Genomic DNA, 19,870 nt, shown 5'->3' with positions numbered 1-19,870 from the left:
TCTAATATTCAGTTCATGAGTGAACAGGATAATAACGCAGTAAAACACGCACATTTAACACCATTGCCTAACAAGGTTGGTGTTGATGGTCTTGAAGACAAGTGGCGTAGTAATTGGGACGAAGCTAAGACTTACGCATTCCATAATTCTCACGACCGTAAGGCCGTATATTCTATCGATACTCCACCTCCAACCGTTAGTGGTCACTTGCACGTAGGTCACGTATTCTCTTACACGCATACGGATGTCATTGCGCGATATAAGCGCATGCAAGGCTTTGACGTGTTCTACCCAATGGGTTGGGACGATAACGGCTTGCCAACAGAGCGCCGAGTACAAAATTATTACGGCGTTAGAGTGGATACTTCGTTGAAGTATGACCCTGATTTTAAGCCGCCTTTTGAAGGTACTGAAGGTAAGAAGATTGAGGCAAAAGATCAGGTTCCTGTAAGCCGACAGAACTTTATTGAACTTTGCGAACGCTTAACTTCTCAGGACGAGAAGCTTTTTGAAGCTTTGTGGCGTAGGCTTGGTCTTTCTGTGGACTGGTCGCAAACTTACCACACTATTGGTGAGCAGCCTCGCCGAGTTGCACAAAAAGCATTCTTGCGCAATCTTGCTCGCGGAGAAGCGTATCAGAAAGATGCTCCAGGTTTGTGGGATGTTACATTCCAGACTGCTGTTGCTCAGGCTGAGCTTGAATCGCGCGAATATCCTGGTTTCTACCATAAGATTGCGTTCCGTTTTGAAGATGGTACGCCAATTTATATTGAAACTACGCGCCCAGAATTGCTTGCTGCATGCACCTCTTTGATTGCAAATCCAGAAGATGAGCGTTATAAGAAGTACTTTGGTCAGGAAGTTTATTCTCCACTGTTTAAGGTGAAAGTTCCAATTTTGGCGCATTCTGCTGCTCAAATGGACAAGGGTGCAGGCATTGCAATGTGCTGCACTTTCGGTGATGTAACCGACGTTGAGTGGTGGCGTGACTTGAATCTTCCAACTCGACCAATCATTCAGCGCAACGGCCGCATTGTAATGACCACTCCTGATTGGATTACGGACGAGTCCGGCCGCGAAATGTTCGAGAAAATTGCTGGTAAAACCACTTTCTCTGCTCGTAAGGAAATTGTTGAAGCTTTGCAAGCAGCTGGAGATATGGAAGGCGAACCAAAGCCAACAAAGCGTATGACGAACTTCTACGAAAAGGGTGATAAGCCTTTGGAAATCGTCACTTCTCGTCAGTGGTACTTAAAGAACGGTGGCACGGACGAAAAGTTGAATGCTGAGCTTATTGAGCGCGGCAAGGAGCTTAATTTCCACCCAGACTTTATGCGCGTGCGCTACGAGAATTGGGTTCATGGCTTAAATGGCGACTGGCTTATTTCTCGCCAACGCTTCTTTGGCGTTCCGTTCCCACTTTGGTACCCAGTAAACGAAAACGGGGAAGTGGATTACGAGCATCCTTTGACTCCTAGCGAAGACCGTTTGCCAATCGATCCAACTATCGATGTTCCAGAAGGATTCGACGAATCTCAGCGCGACCAGCCAAACGGCTTTACTGCTGAGCAAGACATTATGGACACTTGGGCAACATCTTCCTTAACTCCGCAAATTGTGACCCGTTGGGAAGAGCCTGGTGAGGAAAATCAAGCTTTGTTTAAGGCTACTTTCCCAATGGATTTGCGTCCACAAGGTCAGGATATTATTCGTACTTGGCTGTTTAGTACGGTTGATCGTGCGCATCTTGAAAACGGCTGCTTGCCTTGGAAGCATGCTGCGCTTTCTGGTTGGATTCTTGATCCTGACCATAAGAAGATGTCTAAATCTAAGGGCAATGTGGTTGTGCCAAATAAACCAATCGAAGAGTTTGGCGCGGATGCTGTGCGCTACTGGGCAACTTCTGCAAAACTTGGCTTGGATGCAACTTACGACGAAGGTCAAATGAAGATTGGTCGACGTTTAGCGATTAAGCTTTTGAATGCTACGAAGTTTGCGCTCGCAATTGGTCGCGAAGATGATGAGCATCAGGTTCTTGAGTCTGCTAGCGCGGATTGGGATTTTGCAGACGTTACGGAAGTTTTGGATCGCTCTGTTATGGCAAAGCTTGCATCCGTTATTCGTACTGCGACTGATGCGCTTGAATCTTACGAGCATTCTAAGGCTTTGGAAGCAATCGAAACATTCTTCTGGGAGTTCTGTGACGATTACATTGAGCTTGCAAAGAATCGTGCTTACGGTACTGCAGAATCCACTGGACGCACTCCAAGTGAAGCTGCTGTGAAGTCTGCTCGCACAACTCTTGGTCTTGCACTCGATGCTTTGGCTTGCTTGCTTGCTCCTTACTTGCCTTACGCTACTGAAGAAGTGTGGAGCTGGATGCATGACGGCGAAGGATCCGTGCATCGTGCTAGCTGGCCATGCGCTAAGGCGTATGAGTCTGCTGCAAACGGAGTTTCTGCAGACACTTTGGCTTACGCGGGTGAAGCTTTGGCTACTTTGCGCAAGATTAAGTCTGAAGCAAAAGTTTCTATGAAGACTCCTATTTTGCAAGTGACTTTGAACGTTGCGCAAAATGCTTACAAGGCTGTTGAGGAGACTTTGGATGACGTTGCTGAAGCTGGTCGCGTTACTGGAGAAGTAAAGCTTAACGCTGTTAAGGCTGCAGTTGCTGCTGATACTGAATCTGCTGAAGATTCTGCAGAATCTGATGCAGCTAACGTGAACGTTTCTGTTGCTCAAAGCGAACTTGGCGAAGCTCCTGCAAAAAAGAAGTAAACGCAAGTAATCGAAAATAACTAATCGCAAAACAAAAGCGCTGGAAGTCAATTTTCGACTCCAGCGCTTTTTGTGTATTTAAAAACTAAGCATAATCACTTATTATAAATCCTGCTGCGATGGTCAATATCCACAACAAAAACGGTCAGTACATTATTTTCAATTGCACAAATTATTCTGTAATCCCTTACTCTATATCTCCAAAATCCCGAATAGTTGCCAGTTAGTGCCTTGCCTCTGATTCGAGGATTGTCGAGATTGCTAATTTCGCGAAGCTCCTTAACGATTTGCTTAGCAATCGTTTTGTCAATTTTCCCTAGCTGTTTTTCAGCTCTTTTAGATAAATTAATCTTCCAAATCAAGGCGCTTCACCACGTCGTCGAGTGGGGATGTTTCTAATTCTCCACGTTTGTATGCTTCAATATCTGCCATTAGACCATATTCATGTTCAAGTTCATCAATTTGAGCTTCTAGTGCTTGATTCATGTAAAATGAACGGGTGCGGTGGGTGGTTTTAGCGAGCCGATCATAACGATCTAAAACGTTAGAGGGTACTCTTAATCCTGTAATTGTTGCGACCATTTTTAATCTCCAATGTAAAACATGTAAAACATATATTACCTTACACTCAGAATAATGCAATCCAATGGGTTGTAATCGCGAAGCATCGCGCGGTAACGCTAGACTGTAAACCATGAATCCAGAAAGCTTAAGTGAATTAATTGAAAAAATTGCTAAAGATTTAGTAGCAAGCGGTAAAGCTGGCAATCTAACAGAAGATTTGATTCCTGCTGCCGAAAAACTTGCAGTTATGAGGCCAAAAGATCGCGCACACGGCGATTGGGCTACGAATGTTGCTATGCAACTCGCTAAAAAAGCTGGTATGAAGCCTCGCGATTTAGCTGAACTTTTTGCCGAGCGTTTGCAAGAAGCAGAAGGTATTGCGCGCGTAGAAGTGGCAGGTCCTGGTTTTATTAACATAACGCTTGATTCTGCTTCTGCGGCGGCGGTCGTAGACGAAGTCTTAAAGCAGGGTGCGGCTTTTGGCAAGAATACGCATTTGAGCGGCAAAACTTTGAATCTTGAGTTTGTATCCGCAAACCCAACTGGTCCAATCCACATTGGTGGAACTCGCTGGGCTGCAGTTGGTGATTCCATGGCTCGAGTTTTGGAAGCGAACGGCGCAAAAGTTGTGCGCGAATACTACTTCAACGATCATGGCGAGCAAATCAACCGTTTTGCAAAGTCTTTAGTTGCTGCAGCTCACGGCGAAGAAACGCCTGCAGATGGTTACAAAGGTGCGTATATTAACGAAATTGCGGACGCTGTTATAAAAGAAGCAAATGCGGATGGTGTTGACGTTCTCTCATTGCCACGAATTGATCTTGGAAAAGACGAAGAAGGTTTGCCTCTTGGCGAAGGCGATTCCGAGCAGCGCGAAGAGTTCCGCAAGCGCGCAGTGCCAATGATGTTTGCTGAAATTCGCAAATCAATGCGCGATTTTCGTGTTAGTTTCGACGTGTGGTTCCACGAAAACAGCCTGTACGAGGATGGTGAAGTTGAGCGCGCTATTGCAGACTTGCGTGAGCGTGGAGATATTTTCGAAAAAGACGGCGCAACTTGGTTTGAATCCACTAAGCATGGCGACGACAAGGATCGCGTAATTATTAAGTCCGACGGAAACTACGCTTACTTTGCTGCTGATATTGCGTACTATCGCAACAAGCGTCACCGCGAGCAGAATCCTGCAGACGTAGCAATCTACATGCTCGGCGCGGATCATCACGGATATATTGGCCGAATGATGGCAATGTGCGCGGCTTTTGGCGACAAGCCGGGCGAAAACATGCAGATTCTTATTGGTCAGCTTGTAAACGTTATGAAGGACGGAAAACCTGTGCGCATGAGCAAGCGTGCTGGAAACGTTATTACGATTGACGATTTAGTTGATGCAATTGGCGTTGACGCTTCGCGCTACTCGCTTGCTCGCACCGACTACAACACAAGCGTTGATATTGATTTGGATTTGCTTGCTTCTCACAGCAACGATAATCCTGTGTACTACGTGCAATACGCTCACGCACGCAGCTGCAATGTGGCTCGCAATGCGGCTGACGCTGGAATTACGCAAGATGGCGCTGATTTAAGCTTGCTTAATACCGAGGCTGACGGCGAAGTGTTGGCTGCTTTGGCTCAATGGCCTGCTGCTTTGGCTCAAGCTGGCGATTTGCGCGCTCCTCACAGAGTTGCGCATTACCTTGAGGATTTGGCAGCAAGTTACCACAAGTGGTACAACCTTGAGCGTGTTGTACCAATGGAGTTAACTGACCCTGAAAATCGTTTGCCAGAAGCCGAGCGTGAAGCTCAGCGCATTGCAAAGTGCCCAGAGCCAGCTCGTGCTGCAGCTCGCTTAAAGCTTAACGCTGCTGTGCGCACAGTTATTGCAACTGGTCTTGATTTGCTTGGAGTTTCTGCTCCAGAAAAGATGTGATTTTGCTTATTTTATATAAGATTTAGAGCAAAGCTATAGAGCATTTTTGATTACATAGGACGTTGGTAGCTTGCCAGCGTCCTTTTTTATTTTTTATTAGAGACACGCACGAATTATAAGTTTCTATCGATTAAGTACATGCAATTTATTAATATACCCTCTAATATTATTTTTGCTTTAAATCCACAAAATTACAAAGTAAGAGATTTAGCTGAATAGTATGTAAATACAAATTTATCCTTATGGGAGGTGTAAGCATGAGCGTCACAACACAAAGTGTCAGCACAGATAGTGCCCCGAAAAAAAGGAACTTGACCATTATTGAATCCGCGTACGTGGCGGTCATGTTGTTTGGTATGTTCTTTGGCGCAGGAAACCTGATTTTCCCTGTGTTCCTTGGGGCTAATGCAGGAACTAATTTCGTGCCTGCAACAATTGGCTTTATTGTTACTGGCGTTGGTTTGCCATTGCTTGGTGTTACGGCTCTTGCAATGAGTCGTGCAAACGGTCTTTTTGAACTTTCTAGTAAGCCGAGCAGAAAATACGGCATGTTCTTTACTTGTGTGCTGTATTTAACAATCGGACCATTCTTTGCAATTCCTCGTTGCACAACAACTTCGTACACTGTTGGTTTGGAGCGCGTTATTCCACAAGACGGAAACGGTCAATTGTATTTGTTCTTGTTCTCTGTGGTTTTCTTCGCGTTAGCATTCTTCTTTGCTATGAAGCCTAGCGGAATACTTACATGGGTTGGTAAAGTTCTTACGCCGATATTCCTGGTTTTCTTAGGTATTCTGGTATTTACTGCACTGTTTTCTCCTGTAAGCGGCGCTTCTGCGGATGCTGCTCCTATAGGGAAGTATGTTAATGAATCATTCTTTACAGGATTCTTAGATGGCTACAATACAATGGATGCTTTAGCTAGCTTGGCTTTTGGCATTATAGTTGTTAGTACTATTCGATCCTTTGGCGTAAAAGACCCTAAAGATGTGGCAGTGAATACTGTGCGATCTGGATTCTTTAGCTGCTTGCTTATGGCGTTGATTTACGTCGCAATTGTTGTTGTCGGTGTGCGTAGCCGTGCACTGTTTAAGCCTGCTGAAAACGGTGGCGTAACTTTGGTGCAAGTTGCACGCTACCATCTTGGAAACGTTGGTTTGCTTGTTCTTGCTGCAACTGTTACTCTTGCATGCTTAAAGACGGCAGTTGGTTTAATTGTAAGCTGCTCGGAAACCTTCTCTAAGTTATTCCCTAAGGGTCCTAGCTATCGCGTTTGGTCTGTGTTGATTACGCTTGTTTCGTTTGGCCTTGCAAACTTTGGTTTGAGCACAATCATCGAATATGCAGTTCCAGTATTGATGTTCTTGTATCCACTGTCAATCGTATTGATTCTTTTGGCTTTGTGCGGTCGACTTTTTGGAAATTCCAAAGTCGTGTACGCTTGGACGCTTGGTTTTACTGGTGTTGCAGCGGTATATGATTTTTTGAATAGTTTGCCACAAGCTTTACGCAGTGCATTGCATATGAACGATATGTTGGTGGTTGTTCAAAACTGGCTACCGTTCTCAGAATTTGGCATGGCGTGGGTTTGCCCTGCTGTTGTTGGATTTGTTGTTGGTTATGTCCGCATGGTTTTATTTGAAAACAAGGACATGGAAGAGGTGGCTCGTCTAGCTGCTGGTCCAGATCTTGAAGGCAGTGTTGCTAGCGACGATTATTATTCTTCAAGCGATGCTGAGTTTAACGAGCCTGCTGACTTCGCTGTATCCGCTAAATCTACTGTTGACGAACCTAATTTTAGTGAGCAATCCTAAAGTTTTGTAGCGTCGCGTAGACGTCATAATAATCGCCATATTTTGATGCGTATTTTACGTAACAAGATATGGCGATTTTATGCGACTTGCTAATTGAGGCTTGCGACTTGCGCCTAGAAGTTGCCGCCGTTCCAACCCCAGTCAGTAGTTGCAGTGTAACGAATATAAGTGCGATCCTGTGGAATCCCAAGCTCTCGCTCTAAAGCTGCCATAATCTGCTCAGTTAACTTTTCCCAAGCAGACCCTGGCACGCTGGAACCAAACACGTTCACCTCAACGTAAGCTGCAGGCTTAGTATTGTCTCCTGCAAAATAAATCGGCATATTGTCCTCGAATGGGCACATGAGCCAATGCTCGCTTTTTCCTGGAACTGCGCTAATTGCTTTGCCATAAGCAGCTTTTAATGCGTCGCGCTGGGCAGGTGTTGTGCTTACAGAAACATGAGTATGAATAACTGGCATAATCGCTCCTTTGCTAAATTTGGTAAGCTTTATTACGTAACAATTATATGTTATTTGTTAGCAGCCGCGTGTTTAATGGATATTATGAAAAAGCTTATTGAACAGGTTGTAAAGTTTGGAATTGTGGGCGTTATTGCCCTTATTATTGACGTTGCGCTACTCAATTTATTAATGCTTGCGCACTTAAATAATGTGGTTGCGGGTACGATTTCTTTCGTAATCTCACTTATCTTCAACTATATTGCCAGTATGAAATACGTCTTTAAACATCGTGAAGATATGGCAAAGTGGATGGAGCTTCTGATTTTTGTTATTTCCGCAGTTATAGGTTTGCTTATAAACGATTTGATTATTTGGGCTAGTACGTTAGGAATGGTTGAAAGCTTACGCGGATCTGCAGTATACGTTTTGCGCACAAATATAGGAAAACTTGTAGCTACTGTTGTTGTTGCTGTGTGGAATTTTGTTATACGAAAGTGGCTGCTCGATGATACTAAATCTCAACAGCCTGGGTATGTTGCGCAAGAAGATACGAGTTTTGCTCACCGTTTGGGAATGTGGTCGCTTAATCATACAAAAAATCGCAAGTAATTGATTTAATCTTTTAAACAGAAAGTAGAACGCAATGCCAGCTACGACAATTCATTTTGTGCGTCATGGAGAAGTTGATAATCCAAATCACGTGTTGTATGAGCGTCTTTCTGGATTTCATCTTTCTGCTCGCGGAGTGAGAATGGCGCAAGCTACAGCAAAATATATTGCCACTGTTCCGCAAATGCGCGGAATTACTGCAATTTATTCGTCTCCTCTTGAGCGAACACGTGAAACAGCGCGTGAAATCGAAAATGCTTTGCGCAATATTGCAGATTCTGCCTATGTAAAAGCGCACTGTGACGAAGATTCTGCGCAATCTCAAGAAAGCGACATTATTTTAGATAAACGCTTAATTGAAGCTGGAAATAATTTCCGCGGGAAACGCATAGGTTACGGTGAAGGCGCACTGTGGAAAAACAACAATTGGAAGCTTGTTGCGAATTTGTGGAAGCCAAGTTGGGGAGAAAGCTACAGAAGTATTGCCACTAGAGTTGGCGATTTTGTGCGCGAGCAGGTTCGTAAGCATCCGGGTGAGCAAATCGTTGCAGTTACTCATGAGTCGCCAATCTGGTCTTATAGACACCTACTGGAAACCGGCCACGCTGAACATAATATGCTTCTTCGTCACACGGCTTTAGCTTCGATTACTTCTATTACTTACGATTGCGAGACTTTGCGTGTGCTTTCAATTACGTATGTTGATCCTGCTGGGCGAGTGAAGTAAGTAACATATAATGCGAAGGAGCATTGAAATGGTTAGTTCTGTTGATTCTGTCAAAGATTCTGAAGATATTAAAAATAATGAAAAAAGTATGCTAATGCTGAATGATGCAGCGCAATCTGCCGCAAAACTAACGGAATTATGGCCATTGACGGAAGCGCGACACTTAGATAACGACGCAAAATATGCGGAAAATCTTGAGGTGCGCTCAATGCGAGCAATAGCACGAATACTCACGAATCTTGATGTTACTGTGCCGGATGCTGAATTTGTGTATGAAGGTGCGGATGAAATTCCTGGACGTCCGCAAGAAATAGTAGACGCGCTACTTGCTGCCGCCGATGCTTACGACAATATGGATTCATGCTATGAGCCTAACTATGATGAAGCAGAAGAAGCAATACTAGAAAATAGTAATAATATAAATTCCATTTTTAGTAAGATTGCATCTCATTCTGCCGAAGATTCTAATGCAATAAATGCAGCAGCCGATACGTTAAATGTTGAAGGTAATTGGAGTATTAGCGATATTGACTTTGCAATTAATTATGCGAAACAAATGGTTTCTTGTTATGAAAATAAATCATTGGAAATGCAAAAAATTATTGTAGTTTTAAGCTTATTAACAAATCTAATTAAAAAAACTAACGAGATTTGCGAAACTTTACCAATCTTCTTATATATTAACGAAATATGTGAGTGTGCTGGTTTGCCGCGAATGATGTTCAAGGATGCTCAATGGCGTGAGATTGTTGATTGTGTGCGCAATTCTAGCGATAAGTGTAATTGTGATATAAGTGGCGATATAAGTGCGTTGGTCAATTTTATTTCGCCGCTGCTTATTTCAGAGTGGGGAAAGCATCGTGAAGACGTGCTGTGGGATCCTGAAGTTGCGAAGAAGCTCGCAAAAGAAGAGGATGATAGAAAGTCCCGCGAGGCTCTTGCTGCGAAGTTTGCGCACGTTGAGGGTAATAAAGAATCTACGCAGGCACTTGATTAGTTTTTAGGTTGACTTATGTTTGATGCGAATGCTGCACGTCCGTAACGCGCGGCACAATGGAACCTATGACTGATATCGAGGAAACTCAAGAAGTTGCTAATAATGCAACAAAATCCGCAAAGCCTGAACTTCCAAAGAATGTTCGCGTGCGTTTTTGCCCTTCGCCAACCGGTACACCTCACGTAGGTATGGTTCGTACCGCGCTATTTAACTGGGCGGAGGCTCGCCATACTCACGGCAAATTGCTTTTCCGTATTGAAGATACCGATAATGAGCGCGATAGTGAGGAAAGCTACCAGCAGATTATTGAGGCTCTTCGTTGGCTCAATATTGATTGGGACGAGGGCATTGATGTTGGCGGAGATAACGGACCGTATCGCCAGTCCCAGCGCATGGAAATTTATAAAGACGTAGCACAAAAGCTTTTTGAAGCAGGATACGCTTATGAATCCTTCTCTACTCCTGAAGAAATTAAGGAGCGTAATATTGCTGCTGGCCGTCCTGCTGAATTTGGTTACGATGGCTACGATCGTAATCTTACGGAAGAACAGAAGCAAGCTTTCCGCGACGAAGGTCGCAAACCTGCACTTCGCTTGAAGATGCCAAATGAAGACATTACTTTTAACGATTTAATTCGTGGTGAAATTACTTTTAAAGCCGGATCTGTTCCAGATTATGTGATTGTGCGTCCGAATGGCGATCCACTTTATACGCTTACGAACCCTGTTGATGATGCGTTAATGGACGTGAACGTGGTTTTGCGCGGTGAGGATATTTTGAGCTCCACACCTCGTCAGATTGTGCTGTACCGTTACCTTATGGAAATGGGTATTGCTAAGGAAACTCCACTTTACGGCCATATGCCTTACGTTATGGGCGAAGGTAAGAAGAAGCTTTCTAAGCGAGATCCAGAGTCCAACTTGTTCTTGCATAGGGATAACGGCTTTATTCCAGAAGGCTTGCTGAATTACTTGGCTTTGCTTGGATGGTCTATTGCGCCTGATCGTGACGTGTTCACTATGGACGAGATGGTTGAAAAGTTCGATGTGCGCGACGTTAAGGCAAATCCTGCACACTTTGACTTGGATAAAGCAATTTCGATTAACGCTGAGCATATTCGTATGCTCGATCCGCAAGATTTCTTGAACCGTTCTGTGCCTTACTTGCATAAGGATGGCGTAGTTAGTGCGGATAATTGGGATGCGTTAACTGACCGCGAGCGTGAAGTACTCACCGCTGCTGCGCCTCTTGTACAGCCTCGCGTGCGTTTGCTTGGCGAGGTCGCTGGAATGGTTGGCAGCCTGTTAAGTGAAGATGGCTACATTGCTCCAGATGACGACGCTCGTAAGCAGTTGAAGGAATCTGCAGGAGAGATTCTTGACGCTGCGCTCGCTGCCTTGAAGGACGTTGATGCTGCTGATTGGCATACTGATTCCTTGCACGAGCTTTTGAACAAGAAGCTTGTTGAGGAAGCTGGCTACAAGCCGCGCTTGGCATTTGGCCCTGTGCGAGTTGCACTTTCTGGTCGTCGCGTTTCGCCTCCACTGTTTGAGTCCATGGAAATCGTGGGCAAAGACGTGACTTTGGCGCGTTTGGCTGGTTTACGCGAGCATTTGTAAATTACAAATAATTTATAAGCGCAAATAAAATTTGAATAAGGCGGGAGTGTGGCACTATTGCTGCATTTCCGCCTTTTTATTTGTTTTATGCTTAATATATTTTCGACACGCCGCGGTTGCAAGTATTTGCTTTATGTTGTAAAGTCGCTATTTGTTGCGTCAAGAGGCGTAGCTGATAAATGAAAGCCCCCGTCGTCTAGCGGTCTAGGACTACGCCCTCTCACGGCGCCAACACCGGTTCAAATCCGGTCGGGGGTACGAAGACGGAACGGTTCCAAGAGCCGCGAAGCTTGTCAATTGGGGTATGGTGTAATTGGCAACACAGGTGATTCTGGTTCATCCATTCTTGGTTCGAGTCCAGGTACCCCAGCGAATAGCTCTCGTAGAACGAGGGCTTTTTTGTTATCTATCTGTATTACTGCGATTTGTCTCAGCGCGCGACCTTTTCTTTACACGGCTGTAAAGTTTCTGCCGCTTGTTGGCGTGAAAGCGGCAGTTTCTTTACATACATGCTCAGTTTTTGCCGTTTACTCCCGTTTACCACGCTTGCCGCACGCTTCTTATGTAGCCTTAAAATCAAAAACCCCGGTGCGTGACCGGGGTTAGAGAAAGAAGAGAAGAAGAGAGGTTTAAGTTATTAAAGTCAAATTCAACTACTTGCTTGTAGTTTATTTCCCTTTGATGTATATATAATAACCACCTTATGCTGAGTGCAGTAATGCGATTACCTGTGAATTGTCTGTGAATTTGTAACTATTTTACTGAAATTGCACGTTTTTATCGCTTTTAGGTTATTTATTATCAGTATTTGCTTAATTTAGTATTTTTGAATGTAAATAATTTATGTAAACTTGCGCACAAAATTGAGTGAGTCGCGGCATATCTGCCGTATGCTTAAAGTATGACTGATTCTGCACAATCTGAAGCTCATGCATCTGCGGCACTTCCTTTATCTATTTCGGCTCGTTTAGGACGTTTGCAGTTCCATCTTTCTGGTAAATTCCGGGTGCTTCAGTGTGCAGATGTTCAAGATGGGTTACGTATTTCACAAGATACTATTCGACTTATTGCTTCTGCTTGCGATGCTGTGCGACCAGATCTTGTAGTTTTTACTGGAAACCAGATTGCAGGTTATGAAAGAGTATTTGCAAAAACTTTTCAGCGTAGACTCTGGCAGGAATCTTCCAATATTTCAGCTTCTGATAAGAAGCAATTGGTTGATAAGGTGCACGAATTTGTTGCTAAGTTAATGAAGCCACTAGAAGATCGCAGTATTCCGTGGGTTGTTACTTATGGGAATCATGATTTCCAGTGCGGTCTGAGTAATGAAGAGCTTGATAAGATATATCAAGATTTTCCATGTTGCATGAATCGCAGTGCTTCTAATGTATCTTCTGCAAGTGCTATGCAATCGACAAAATGTGTGTTGCCAAAGCAGATTATTTTTACATGTGAGCCTGGTACTTTTGCCTTGCCTGTTATGGATGAAAAGCATGAAAAGGTTGTTTTTTCAATAGTTTTAGTTGATTCTGGAGATTATGCTAAATCCGGCGGATATGGTAGCCCTTCTAAAAAAACTATCGAGTTTATTTCTGGTCTTTCTTCTTATTTGCCTGAGCATATTTGTGTTTTTCAGCATTTTCCATTGCCGCAATATTATCGTGTTCTTCGTGAAGTTCCGCAAGAACTTGCTGCGCGCGAACATGCTATTGAAGGGTATCGTACTTTTGCTGGTCGCTATTATGCTCTTGACGAAAAACATGTTCTGCCCGATGGGTATTTAGGTGAAGGAATCAGCTGCCCTGACGCCGATAGTGGTGAATACGCTGCTTTGCTTGATGCAGGAGCTTTTGCGCTAATTGCCGGTCACGATCACCGCAATTCTTTCGCAGCTAAAGATCCCGAGAGTAATATGCTATTTGTTGCCACTCCTACATGTGGTTTTGGATCTTACGGTCCTGAACCTGCTAAAAGAGGCGTGCGCTTGCTTGAATTTGATATTCGTCACCCGTTTGAACCGCGTACGCAAATGCTTGAATTTGGGAATCTTGTTGGCAAACCTTCTTCCAAAAAAGCCTATACTTATGCTCTTACAGCTGAGTCTGAGCATGAATTGCCAGAAGTGGATTTATTACGTAAACCATCATTACTTACTAGATTGATTCGTCGATGGCGTCAACGATCTACGCGCTAATTTAATCAGTTTTAATAGATTGCATGAGCGCGTTGGCAAATATGCCGGTATTATAGTGAATAGTGTTTTAGCGCGAACGAAAGAGGTAAATGTGTCCGCACACAATACGGCTGAACAGAACAACAATAGTGGCATTGACGCTGCAGATGTGTTGCATGTAGAAGGTGGTAAGCCGCTTAATGGCACTATTAAAGTGCGTGGCGCAAAAAACTTTGTTAGCAAGGCTATGGTTGCAGCTTTGTTGGCACCTGGCAAGTCTGTTCTAAAAAACGTTCCTGAAATTCGCGATGTTCATGTAGTTTCTGATTTGTTGCGTTTGCATGGTGTTGACGTTGAAGTTAATGGACCTGAAGGCATTGTGACAATTGATGCCACAAAAGTGCAGCTCGCAGATGTAGCTGACGTCGACACTCTTTCTGGTTCGTCTCGTATTCCAATTCTTTTCTCTGGTCCTCTTCTTCATCGTCTTGGAGAAGCGTTTATTCCTGCGCTTGGAGGATGCAATATTGGTGGCCGTCCAATTGATTTTCATCTTGAGACGTTGCGTAAACTTGGTGCAAATGTAGATAAAGATCACGAAGATGGTATTCATATTACTGCACCTAATGGCTTACATGGCACTAAAATTCATTTGCCTTATCCTTCTGTCGGCGCAACCGAACAGACTTTGCTTGCAGCGGTTCTTGCAGAAGGTCGTACAGAGCTTTCCGGAGCTGCAATTGAGCCAGAAATTATGGATTTGGTAGCCGTTTTGCAAAAGATGGGTGCGATTATTTCTGTAGATGTTGACCGTACTTTCCGTATTGAGGGAGTAAAAGAGCTTCAAGGATACACTCATACGTCATTAACTGATCGCATCGAAGCAGCTTCTTGGGCTTCTGCTGCTCTTGCAACACACGGAGATGTGTTTATTAAGGGCGCAACTCAGCCAGAAATGATGACTTTCTTAAATGTGTTCCGTAAAGTTGGCGGACAATTTGATGTTACAGATAAAGGAATTCGTTTCTGGCATCCGGGTGGGGATTTGCATCCGGTTGCTATTGAAACCGATGTACATCCTGGTTTTATGACTGATTGGCAGCAACCTCTTGTCGTTGCGCTTACTCAAGCGAAGGGCTTGAGTATTGTGCATGAAACTGTTTATGAAAATCGTTTTGGTTTCACGAAGCCACTTGTGCAAATGGGAGCTATGATTCAGCTTTATCGTGAATGCTTAGGTTCGCTTCCTTGCAGATTCCAGCAGCGCAATTACAAGCATTCTGCAGTGATTTTCGGACCTACTCCGTTGACAGGTCAAGATATTGATGTACCTGATTTGCGCGGAGGCTTTAGCCATTTGATTGCAGCTCTTACTGCTCAAGGTCCGTCGAATGTGCGTGGAATTTCGCTAATTGATCGAGGATATGCAGATTTTAGAGGCAAACTTTTAGCATTGGGTGCTAATATCGACTGATATATTCTTCTACTTCTTCTACAAAACGTGAATTTTGTAGGTTTATAAGCTTTTATCCACAATGCTATAAAAAGCTTTTTTACGCATAAATTTATCGGTACAGTAGTCGCAACTGTAATTCAATTACTCAAAAAATTAACTGAAATATTTGATGAGTAGTTGGAGTTTTCAATATTGCGGAGGCGTAACGATGGTTTGTGTAGGCGGACGCTATCAGCTGCTTGGTGAGCTGGGGCGTGGTGGCACTTCAACAGTGTTTCTTGCTGTTGACACCGTTTTGCACAAGCAATGGGCTGTTAAAGAAACGCTTCTGCAAGGAGACGAAGAGTATCAACGGCGTATTATTCAATCCTTACGTGCTGAAGCGAATGTTTTAAAGGAATGCGATCATCCAGCTATTCCGCGAATTGTTGATTTTTTTGAAGAAAATGGTAGAGCTTATGCTGTTCGCGATTATGTAAAGGGACGTTCTTTAAAATCTATTGTAGAAGAATCTGGATTGCAAAATGTTGAAACTGTTCTTGATTTAGGTATGCAACTTTGCTCAATACTTTCTTATTTACATTCGCATTATCCGCCAATTATATACGGTGATCTTAAGCCTTCTCAGGTTATGATTTCAGAAGATGGCACAGTCCGTTTGATTGATTTTGGTGCTGCAACGCAATTATATGCAAACGGGGGAGTGCTTGATTTGCGCACAATAGACCAGTGCGACGCGCGATTTGCTACTAATATTTTTACCGCTCCTGAAATTTTGAACGAAAACTCTGCAGCAACTACTTCAAGCGATGTGTATTCGATTGGAATGACATTGCGTTACGCATTATTACCAACTGAAGTGCCTAAAACAAACGTGCAATCTGCTGTACTATTGTCTCATGAGAATCGTGAAGTAGTAGAACAATTAGTGTCTGTGCTCGCAATAGCTACAGCTACTAAACCATCTCATAGATATAAAGATTGCGACGAAATGTTTTCTGCACTGGAAGCGTGTGAGCATACAGAAAAGCATTCGCAACAATGCGACACCTCTACGAATGTATTGCGACGCAAACAATGCAAAAATAGTTTTAAGCCTAGAAAAAAGCGCTATGCAATTACGGCATTAATTGTTGTAGTACTAGTTTTTATAGTAATTTTATTCAACTGCTTAGGTTTATTTGTTGGGAATGCTTTTGTAAATCGAAATAAGCAATCTTTTGATGGTGAGCCAAGTAGTAAAAGAATTGAGGAAATACGCAAAAATAATAAAAGCTACGATTCTTACATGCAATTAGCTGAGCGCGAAAGCAATTCGGATATTGCGTGTCGCTATATTTCTCATGCAATGCAAGTGCAAAATAGTATGATCAAGAAGAAATATATAAGCAAAATATCATTTAAACCTCTCCAAATTTTATTGCAAATTCAACTTGCAGATCAGCAATGGAGTGCCAACGAAGAGCAATGTTTTGTTGGTTTGATTAATAAATACGAGCAAAACTTGCGTCCTGTAAATAAAGATTGGTTGAATATTTCTATAGAAATAGGCAAAGCGTATTGGTACTATTTTGCAGGATTTTCTGGAAAAGTTTCACAAACAGAACGATTATCTCGTATGCGAGTAGCAAAAGTATGGTTCCAAGAGGCTCAAAAATATGAAAAAGATGCGAATAAAGCGTCTTCGCAAGCTGTAGAAACTAATTCTGATGGCATATCGCATACTGCTTCAAATCAAAAAATGTTAAGCGCGTACATCGCTATTTCTGACGCTTATGCGCAACTTGTTGATGTTTCTAAAGATTGTGCAAGCGTAGAAACGTATAAAAATTATGTGAATCAATTACAGCAGCTAATGCAAATTGTTGAGAAAGATCACGGAGACGTTTTATTTGTGGATACTGGAGAACTAGTTTTGCAATCAATTCATTCGTGGTTGCCGATGTTCCTAGAAAGCGGAGCCAGTAAACAAGAGATTCAGCAAATGTGCGACAAGGCAGAATATCTTCTTAAACAAGCGCATGCGTCAAATGATGAGGCTGTAAGTAGAAAGAAAAACGCAATCGATAGCGTCAAAAAAGTTCAAGACGAAATTAATCTAGCTTTTTTGCAAAAGAAATAAAAGAAATAAAAGGAATAATAAAAAGGAGGGAATAAATGTGTAAACAAAGAAATTTGGGGGATATGTGGTTTTTCAAGCGATTTAAATGCGGCTGCGCTCGCATTGGCGTTTATATTGGGATTATTGTATTTATTAGTGCTGCTATAGTTGTTGCATTATTGCCACTTAATTCTATTGCGTATGCAAAAAGCAGCTATAACGCAGCCAAAGGATTGCATATAGCAAATGTTTCTGTTATGACAAAACAGAAAACTGTTCGCACTCAAGGCGAGTACATGTTTACTAAACGTGCTGCTTCGCTACTTATAACTTTTGATGGATTGGACGCTTCGGAAATTAGGAACGCGCATAAAGCTACTGTTAGCGTTGGAAGATATCAAATAGTGAGTGCCAAAGTTGATTTAGCTAAGATTGAGGCGGTGTCGTCGCTAGTTAATATTCGTTATAAGATCCGACCTCGAGTATTAGGAATAGTAAGAGTTGAATTGCAAAAAGAAGGAATATACGATTTGCAAGATATCTCTATAAGACTTGCTGCTGTAACAATGCATCCTAAACGCATATGGGGAGGAGTTGACTCTAATTCTCATGTTTCAAAGCAAACTAACTATATTTCTAATGAAAGTAAACTTTCTGGCAACAAATTGCGCTCTCGTAAGCCAATATTAAGTATTCCTGATTCAGTTTTGAATGCTTCAGATTTAACAAAAGATAATTCTTATAGCAAGCGTCCAAGATATATTGTTATTGACAAAACTGCTCCTCGCTTGAGTGTTAGTTATGACAACAACGCATCGTATGAAGGCAAATATTTTCGTAATAATCGAGCTTCAAGAATATTAATACAGGATGATTCGTTCGTTTTCTCGTATTTGCTTCACGATTCTTATCCTATTGCGAAAGTTTTTGCTGATGGTAAGCAGGTTATGGTACTTACAGCTAAAAGCTTTAAAAACGATGGTGTGCATACAAACGTGTGGTATGCTGATGTTTCTTTTTCGGGGGATGCTTCTTGGGATGTTCGCTATTGTGTTGAAGATTTATCGGGTAATGCGAGTTCTTCTATCAGTAATAAATTCATTATTGATACGCTTTCGCCAACTGTTTCTATTACTGGAGTGCAACAAGGCGGAGCGTATTCTCATGCTGTAGTTCCAACATTAGTTATAAAAGATCGTTGGCTAAAACCTGCAAGCGTAACGTATTCGCTGAGAAGAATGCGATATGCTAAGGAATTGCGTTCTTTTGTGTCTAGAAAAGCTGATTCGCAAAGCGTAAGTGTGCAATACGTAGGTTTTTATAATGGAATTCAAGACGATGACGTATATCAGCTTCAGTGGAGTGCTAAAGATTTAGTAGATCATGTTATTTCTGGTAAGTTGCAATTTTCTATAAATAGAAGCGGTTCCTCATTTAGTATAGATAGTTCCACTAAAGCAATGAATCGTAAACAATTGCAAAATGCTAAAGATATTCATATTGAAGAACTCAATCCTAGCGGACTGGCAAGTCCTGCAAAAATTAGTGTTATGCAAGACGGTGTAGAGAAGATTTTATCAAAACAGGATTTTTCTGTAAACAGTCGCACAGATCGTGGCTGGCAACGATTGACTTACACTATTTTTAAACGGAATTTTGCCGATAACGCTCATTATCGTGTGCGCATTATGTCAGTAGACAAGGCAGGCAATCATTCTTGTAGCGAAAGTGCAGTTAGCAAAAAGGAAGGAATGTTGCAATTTGCACCAGCTTCCGTGCAATTTACAGTAGATAATCTTGCTCCAATCACAACAGTGTTTGATATGCAAAATAATTCTACTTATCGCACTAATAAAGAAGGAAAAATTTTACGTATTAGTGCAAAAGATAACATAGCATTGCAATATGTAACAATCGATGTTGATGGTAAAACAAATCGTATTTGGAGCGGTAAAGATGTGAATAAATCAGTTTTATCTACAAAACTAAAACCAGACGGTTTTACTCACGACGTATTAGTAAAAGCTGCAGATTATGCGGGAAATATAACAACTTTGCAATATAAAAATGTAAAAATTGTTTCTATTGCAAATAAGCTTGTAAAAAAATCTGAAGCAGATAAAAAATCTAAAAATAGCGAGAGTAAAGATGCTGATAGTTCTGATGATGGTTTAGATGATGATTCCGACAATAGCTCCGATAACGATGATTGGATAGCTCGTTCGCAAGTGAAAAAATCGGAAAAATCTTTTGAAAATGCTGATTCCTTTAAGCGAAAATCGGTAAATTATATAGAAATTGTGGCTTATATTGGCACTGGAATTATAGCAATTCTTTGTGCTGCATTAGGAATTAGCATTATTTTTAAAAAGAAAATTAACAATCAGTAAACTATTCTAATTAGTTTTGCTAGATTTGACAGGCATTGTGCGAGAAAAATAAAAAGCCCACTGCGGTGGAATGAATGCAGTGGGCTCAGTGGAGCTAATGGTAATCGAAACCACGACCTCTTCGATGCGAACGAAGCGCTCTACCAACTGAGCTATAGCCCCAATGTCTAAGACAAATCATCTTACGACAACTCTGCACACTGTACTACAAAGCTTGTATAAAAACAACATTTCTTGTAGTGCAGCGTGCTTGAGTGTCGTAAGTTAAAATA

Annotated in this window: 14 protein-coding genes and 3 tRNA genes; 13 read left to right on the top strand and 4 right to left on the bottom strand. The window is 42.3% G+C overall.

Translation table 11 applies throughout. The features are described 5' to 3' along the window. Positions 1-15: 15 nt before the first annotated feature. The gene (gene valS, locus HXT39_RS05960) at positions 16-2,778 is read left to right on the top strand and encodes a valine--tRNA ligase (RefSeq protein WP_102703326.1); all 2,763 of its coding nucleotides are present in this window, start codon (positions 16-18) and stop codon (positions 2,776-2,778) included. A 95-nt stretch (positions 2,779-2,873) separates the two neighbouring features. On the opposite strand, the gene HXT39_RS05955 is transcribed toward valS, so the two are convergent. Both HXT39_RS05955 and relB read right to left on the bottom strand, forming a co-directional pair. Beyond that, positions 2,874-3,140 carry a type II toxin-antitoxin system RelE family toxin gene (locus HXT39_RS05955; protein WP_012913788.1) on the bottom strand — a complete coding sequence of 89 codons (267 nt, stop codon included), beginning with the start codon at positions 3,138-3,140 and terminating at the stop codon, positions 2,874-2,876. Continuing rightward, complete coding sequence (relB, locus tag HXT39_RS05950; RefSeq protein ID WP_102703327.1) at positions 3,124-3,360, bottom strand: type II toxin-antitoxin system RelB family antitoxin; 237 nt, start codon at positions 3,358-3,360, stop codon at positions 3,124-3,126. The genes HXT39_RS05955 and relB overlap by 17 nt, the downstream gene beginning before the upstream one ends. A gap of 112 nt (positions 3,361-3,472) precedes the next feature. Here relB and argS point away from each other — a divergent pair, with 112 nt between their 5' ends. Beyond that, positions 3,473-5,269 (top strand): arginine--tRNA ligase, encoded by a 1,797-nt coding sequence (gene argS, locus HXT39_RS05945; protein ID WP_103013779.1) that lies wholly within the window; start codon positions 3,473-3,475, stop codon positions 5,267-5,269. A 257-nt stretch (positions 5,270-5,526) separates the two neighbouring features. Next, entirely contained in the window at positions 5,527-7,083 is a 1,557-nt protein-coding gene (gene brnQ / locus HXT39_RS05940) for a branched-chain amino acid transport system II carrier protein (protein WP_103013780.1), read from the top strand. 113 nt (positions 7,084-7,196) lie between these two features. Here the strand turns inward: brnQ and HXT39_RS05935 are convergent, their stop codons facing one another. Continuing rightward, a complete protein-coding gene (locus tag HXT39_RS05935) occupies positions 7,197-7,544 on the bottom strand; it encodes a phenylpyruvate tautomerase MIF-related protein (RefSeq protein ID WP_004574134.1) in 348 nt (115 codons plus the stop codon). Positions 7,545-7,628: 84 nt separating this feature from the next. On the opposite strand from HXT39_RS05935, the gene HXT39_RS05930 reads away from it, so the two are divergent. The 10 genes from HXT39_RS05930 to HXT39_RS05885 all read left to right on the top strand — a co-directional run bounded on the left by HXT39_RS05930 (position 7,629) and on the right by HXT39_RS05885 (position 19,598). Beyond that, positions 7,629-8,135 (top strand): GtrA family protein, encoded by a 507-nt coding sequence (locus tag HXT39_RS05930; RefSeq protein WP_064622127.1) that lies wholly within the window; start codon positions 7,629-7,631, stop codon positions 8,133-8,135. 34 nt (positions 8,136-8,169) lie between these two features. Continuing rightward, positions 8,170-8,862 carry a histidine phosphatase family protein gene (locus tag HXT39_RS05925; RefSeq protein ID WP_004109791.1) on the top strand — a complete coding sequence of 231 codons (693 nt, stop codon included), beginning with the start codon at positions 8,170-8,172 and terminating at the stop codon, positions 8,860-8,862. Positions 8,863-8,890: 28 nt separating this feature from the next. Further along, on the top strand, positions 8,891-9,859 hold the full coding sequence (locus HXT39_RS05920) for a hypothetical protein (RefSeq protein WP_102155478.1): 969 nt from the start codon (positions 8,891-8,893) through the stop codon (positions 9,857-9,859). Positions 9,860-9,915: 56 nt separating this feature from the next. Further along, on the top strand, positions 9,916-11,478 hold the full coding sequence (gene gltX, locus HXT39_RS05915) for a glutamate--tRNA ligase (protein ID WP_103013781.1): 1,563 nt from the start codon (positions 9,916-9,918) through the stop codon (positions 11,476-11,478). Positions 11,479-11,663: 185 nt separating this feature from the next. After that, a tRNA-Glu gene (locus HXT39_RS05910) sits at positions 11,664-11,736 on the top strand. Positions 11,737-11,776: 40 nt separating this feature from the next. After that, a tRNA-Gln gene (locus HXT39_RS05905) sits at positions 11,777-11,848 on the top strand. A gap of 531 nt (positions 11,849-12,379) precedes the next feature. Next, on the top strand, positions 12,380-13,672 hold the full coding sequence (locus HXT39_RS05900) for a metallophosphoesterase (RefSeq protein WP_004109786.1): 1,293 nt from the start codon (positions 12,380-12,382) through the stop codon (positions 13,670-13,672). Between the two features lie 91 nt (positions 13,673-13,763). Beyond that, positions 13,764-15,125: a UDP-N-acetylglucosamine 1-carboxyvinyltransferase gene (murA, locus tag HXT39_RS05895; protein ID WP_004109784.1), complete on the top strand. Its 1,362-nt coding sequence runs from the start codon at positions 13,764-13,766 to the stop codon at positions 15,123-15,125. A 190-nt stretch (positions 15,126-15,315) separates the two neighbouring features. Beyond that, the gene (locus HXT39_RS05890) at positions 15,316-17,229 is read left to right on the top strand and encodes a serine/threonine protein kinase (protein ID WP_012913797.1); all 1,914 of its coding nucleotides are present in this window, start codon (positions 15,316-15,318) and stop codon (positions 17,227-17,229) included. Between the two features lie 35 nt (positions 17,230-17,264). Beyond that, positions 17,265-19,598 (top strand): hypothetical protein, encoded by a 2,334-nt coding sequence (locus HXT39_RS05885; protein WP_103013782.1) that lies wholly within the window; start codon positions 17,265-17,267, stop codon positions 19,596-19,598. An 89-nt stretch (positions 19,599-19,687) separates the two neighbouring features. Here HXT39_RS05885 and HXT39_RS05880 read toward each other — a convergent pair. Beyond that, positions 19,688-19,760, bottom strand: a tRNA-Ala gene (locus HXT39_RS05880). Positions 19,761-19,870: the final 110 nt, after the last annotated feature.

This window comes from Gardnerella sp. DNF01159 (assembly GCF_049244215.1).
In the GTDB taxonomy this organism is placed as follows: domain Bacteria; phylum Actinomycetota; class Actinomycetes; order Actinomycetales; family Bifidobacteriaceae; genus Bifidobacterium; species Bifidobacterium swidsinskii.
The sequence above is the reverse complement of the archived record's forward strand: the minus strand, read 5'-3'. Positions and strand labels throughout refer to the sequence as shown.

Bases quoted from the DNA above. Each gene is read 5' to 3' on its own strand.
- valS (WP_102703326.1), top strand. From the start codon at position 16: ATGAGTGAACAGGATAATAACGCAGTAAAACACGCACATTTAACACCA.
- relB (WP_102703327.1), bottom strand. From the start codon at position 3,360: ATGGTCGCAACAATTACAGGATTAAGAGTACCCTCTAACGTTTTAGAT.
- argS (WP_103013779.1), top strand. From the start codon at position 3,473: ATGAATCCAGAAAGCTTAAGTGAATTAATTGAAAAAATTGCTAAAGAT.
- brnQ (WP_103013780.1), top strand. From the start codon at position 5,527: ATGAGCGTCACAACACAAAGTGTCAGCACAGATAGTGCCCCGAAAAAA.
- HXT39_RS05935 (WP_004574134.1), bottom strand. From the start codon at position 7,544: ATGCCAGTTATTCATACTCATGTTTCTGTAAGCACAACACCTGCCCAG.
- HXT39_RS05930 (WP_064622127.1), top strand. From the start codon at position 7,629: ATGAAAAAGCTTATTGAACAGGTTGTAAAGTTTGGAATTGTGGGCGTT.
- HXT39_RS05925 (WP_004109791.1), top strand. From the start codon at position 8,170: ATGCCAGCTACGACAATTCATTTTGTGCGTCATGGAGAAGTTGATAAT.
- HXT39_RS05920 (WP_102155478.1), top strand. From the start codon at position 8,891: ATGGTTAGTTCTGTTGATTCTGTCAAAGATTCTGAAGATATTAAAAAT.
- gltX (WP_103013781.1), top strand. From the start codon at position 9,916: ATGGAACCTATGACTGATATCGAGGAAACTCAAGAAGTTGCTAATAAT.
- HXT39_RS05900 (WP_004109786.1), top strand. From the start codon at position 12,380: ATGACTGATTCTGCACAATCTGAAGCTCATGCATCTGCGGCACTTCCT.
- HXT39_RS05890 (WP_012913797.1), top strand. From the start codon at position 15,316: ATGGTTTGTGTAGGCGGACGCTATCAGCTGCTTGGTGAGCTGGGGCGT.
- HXT39_RS05885 (WP_103013782.1), top strand. From the start codon at position 17,265: ATGTGTAAACAAAGAAATTTGGGGGATATGTGGTTTTTCAAGCGATTT.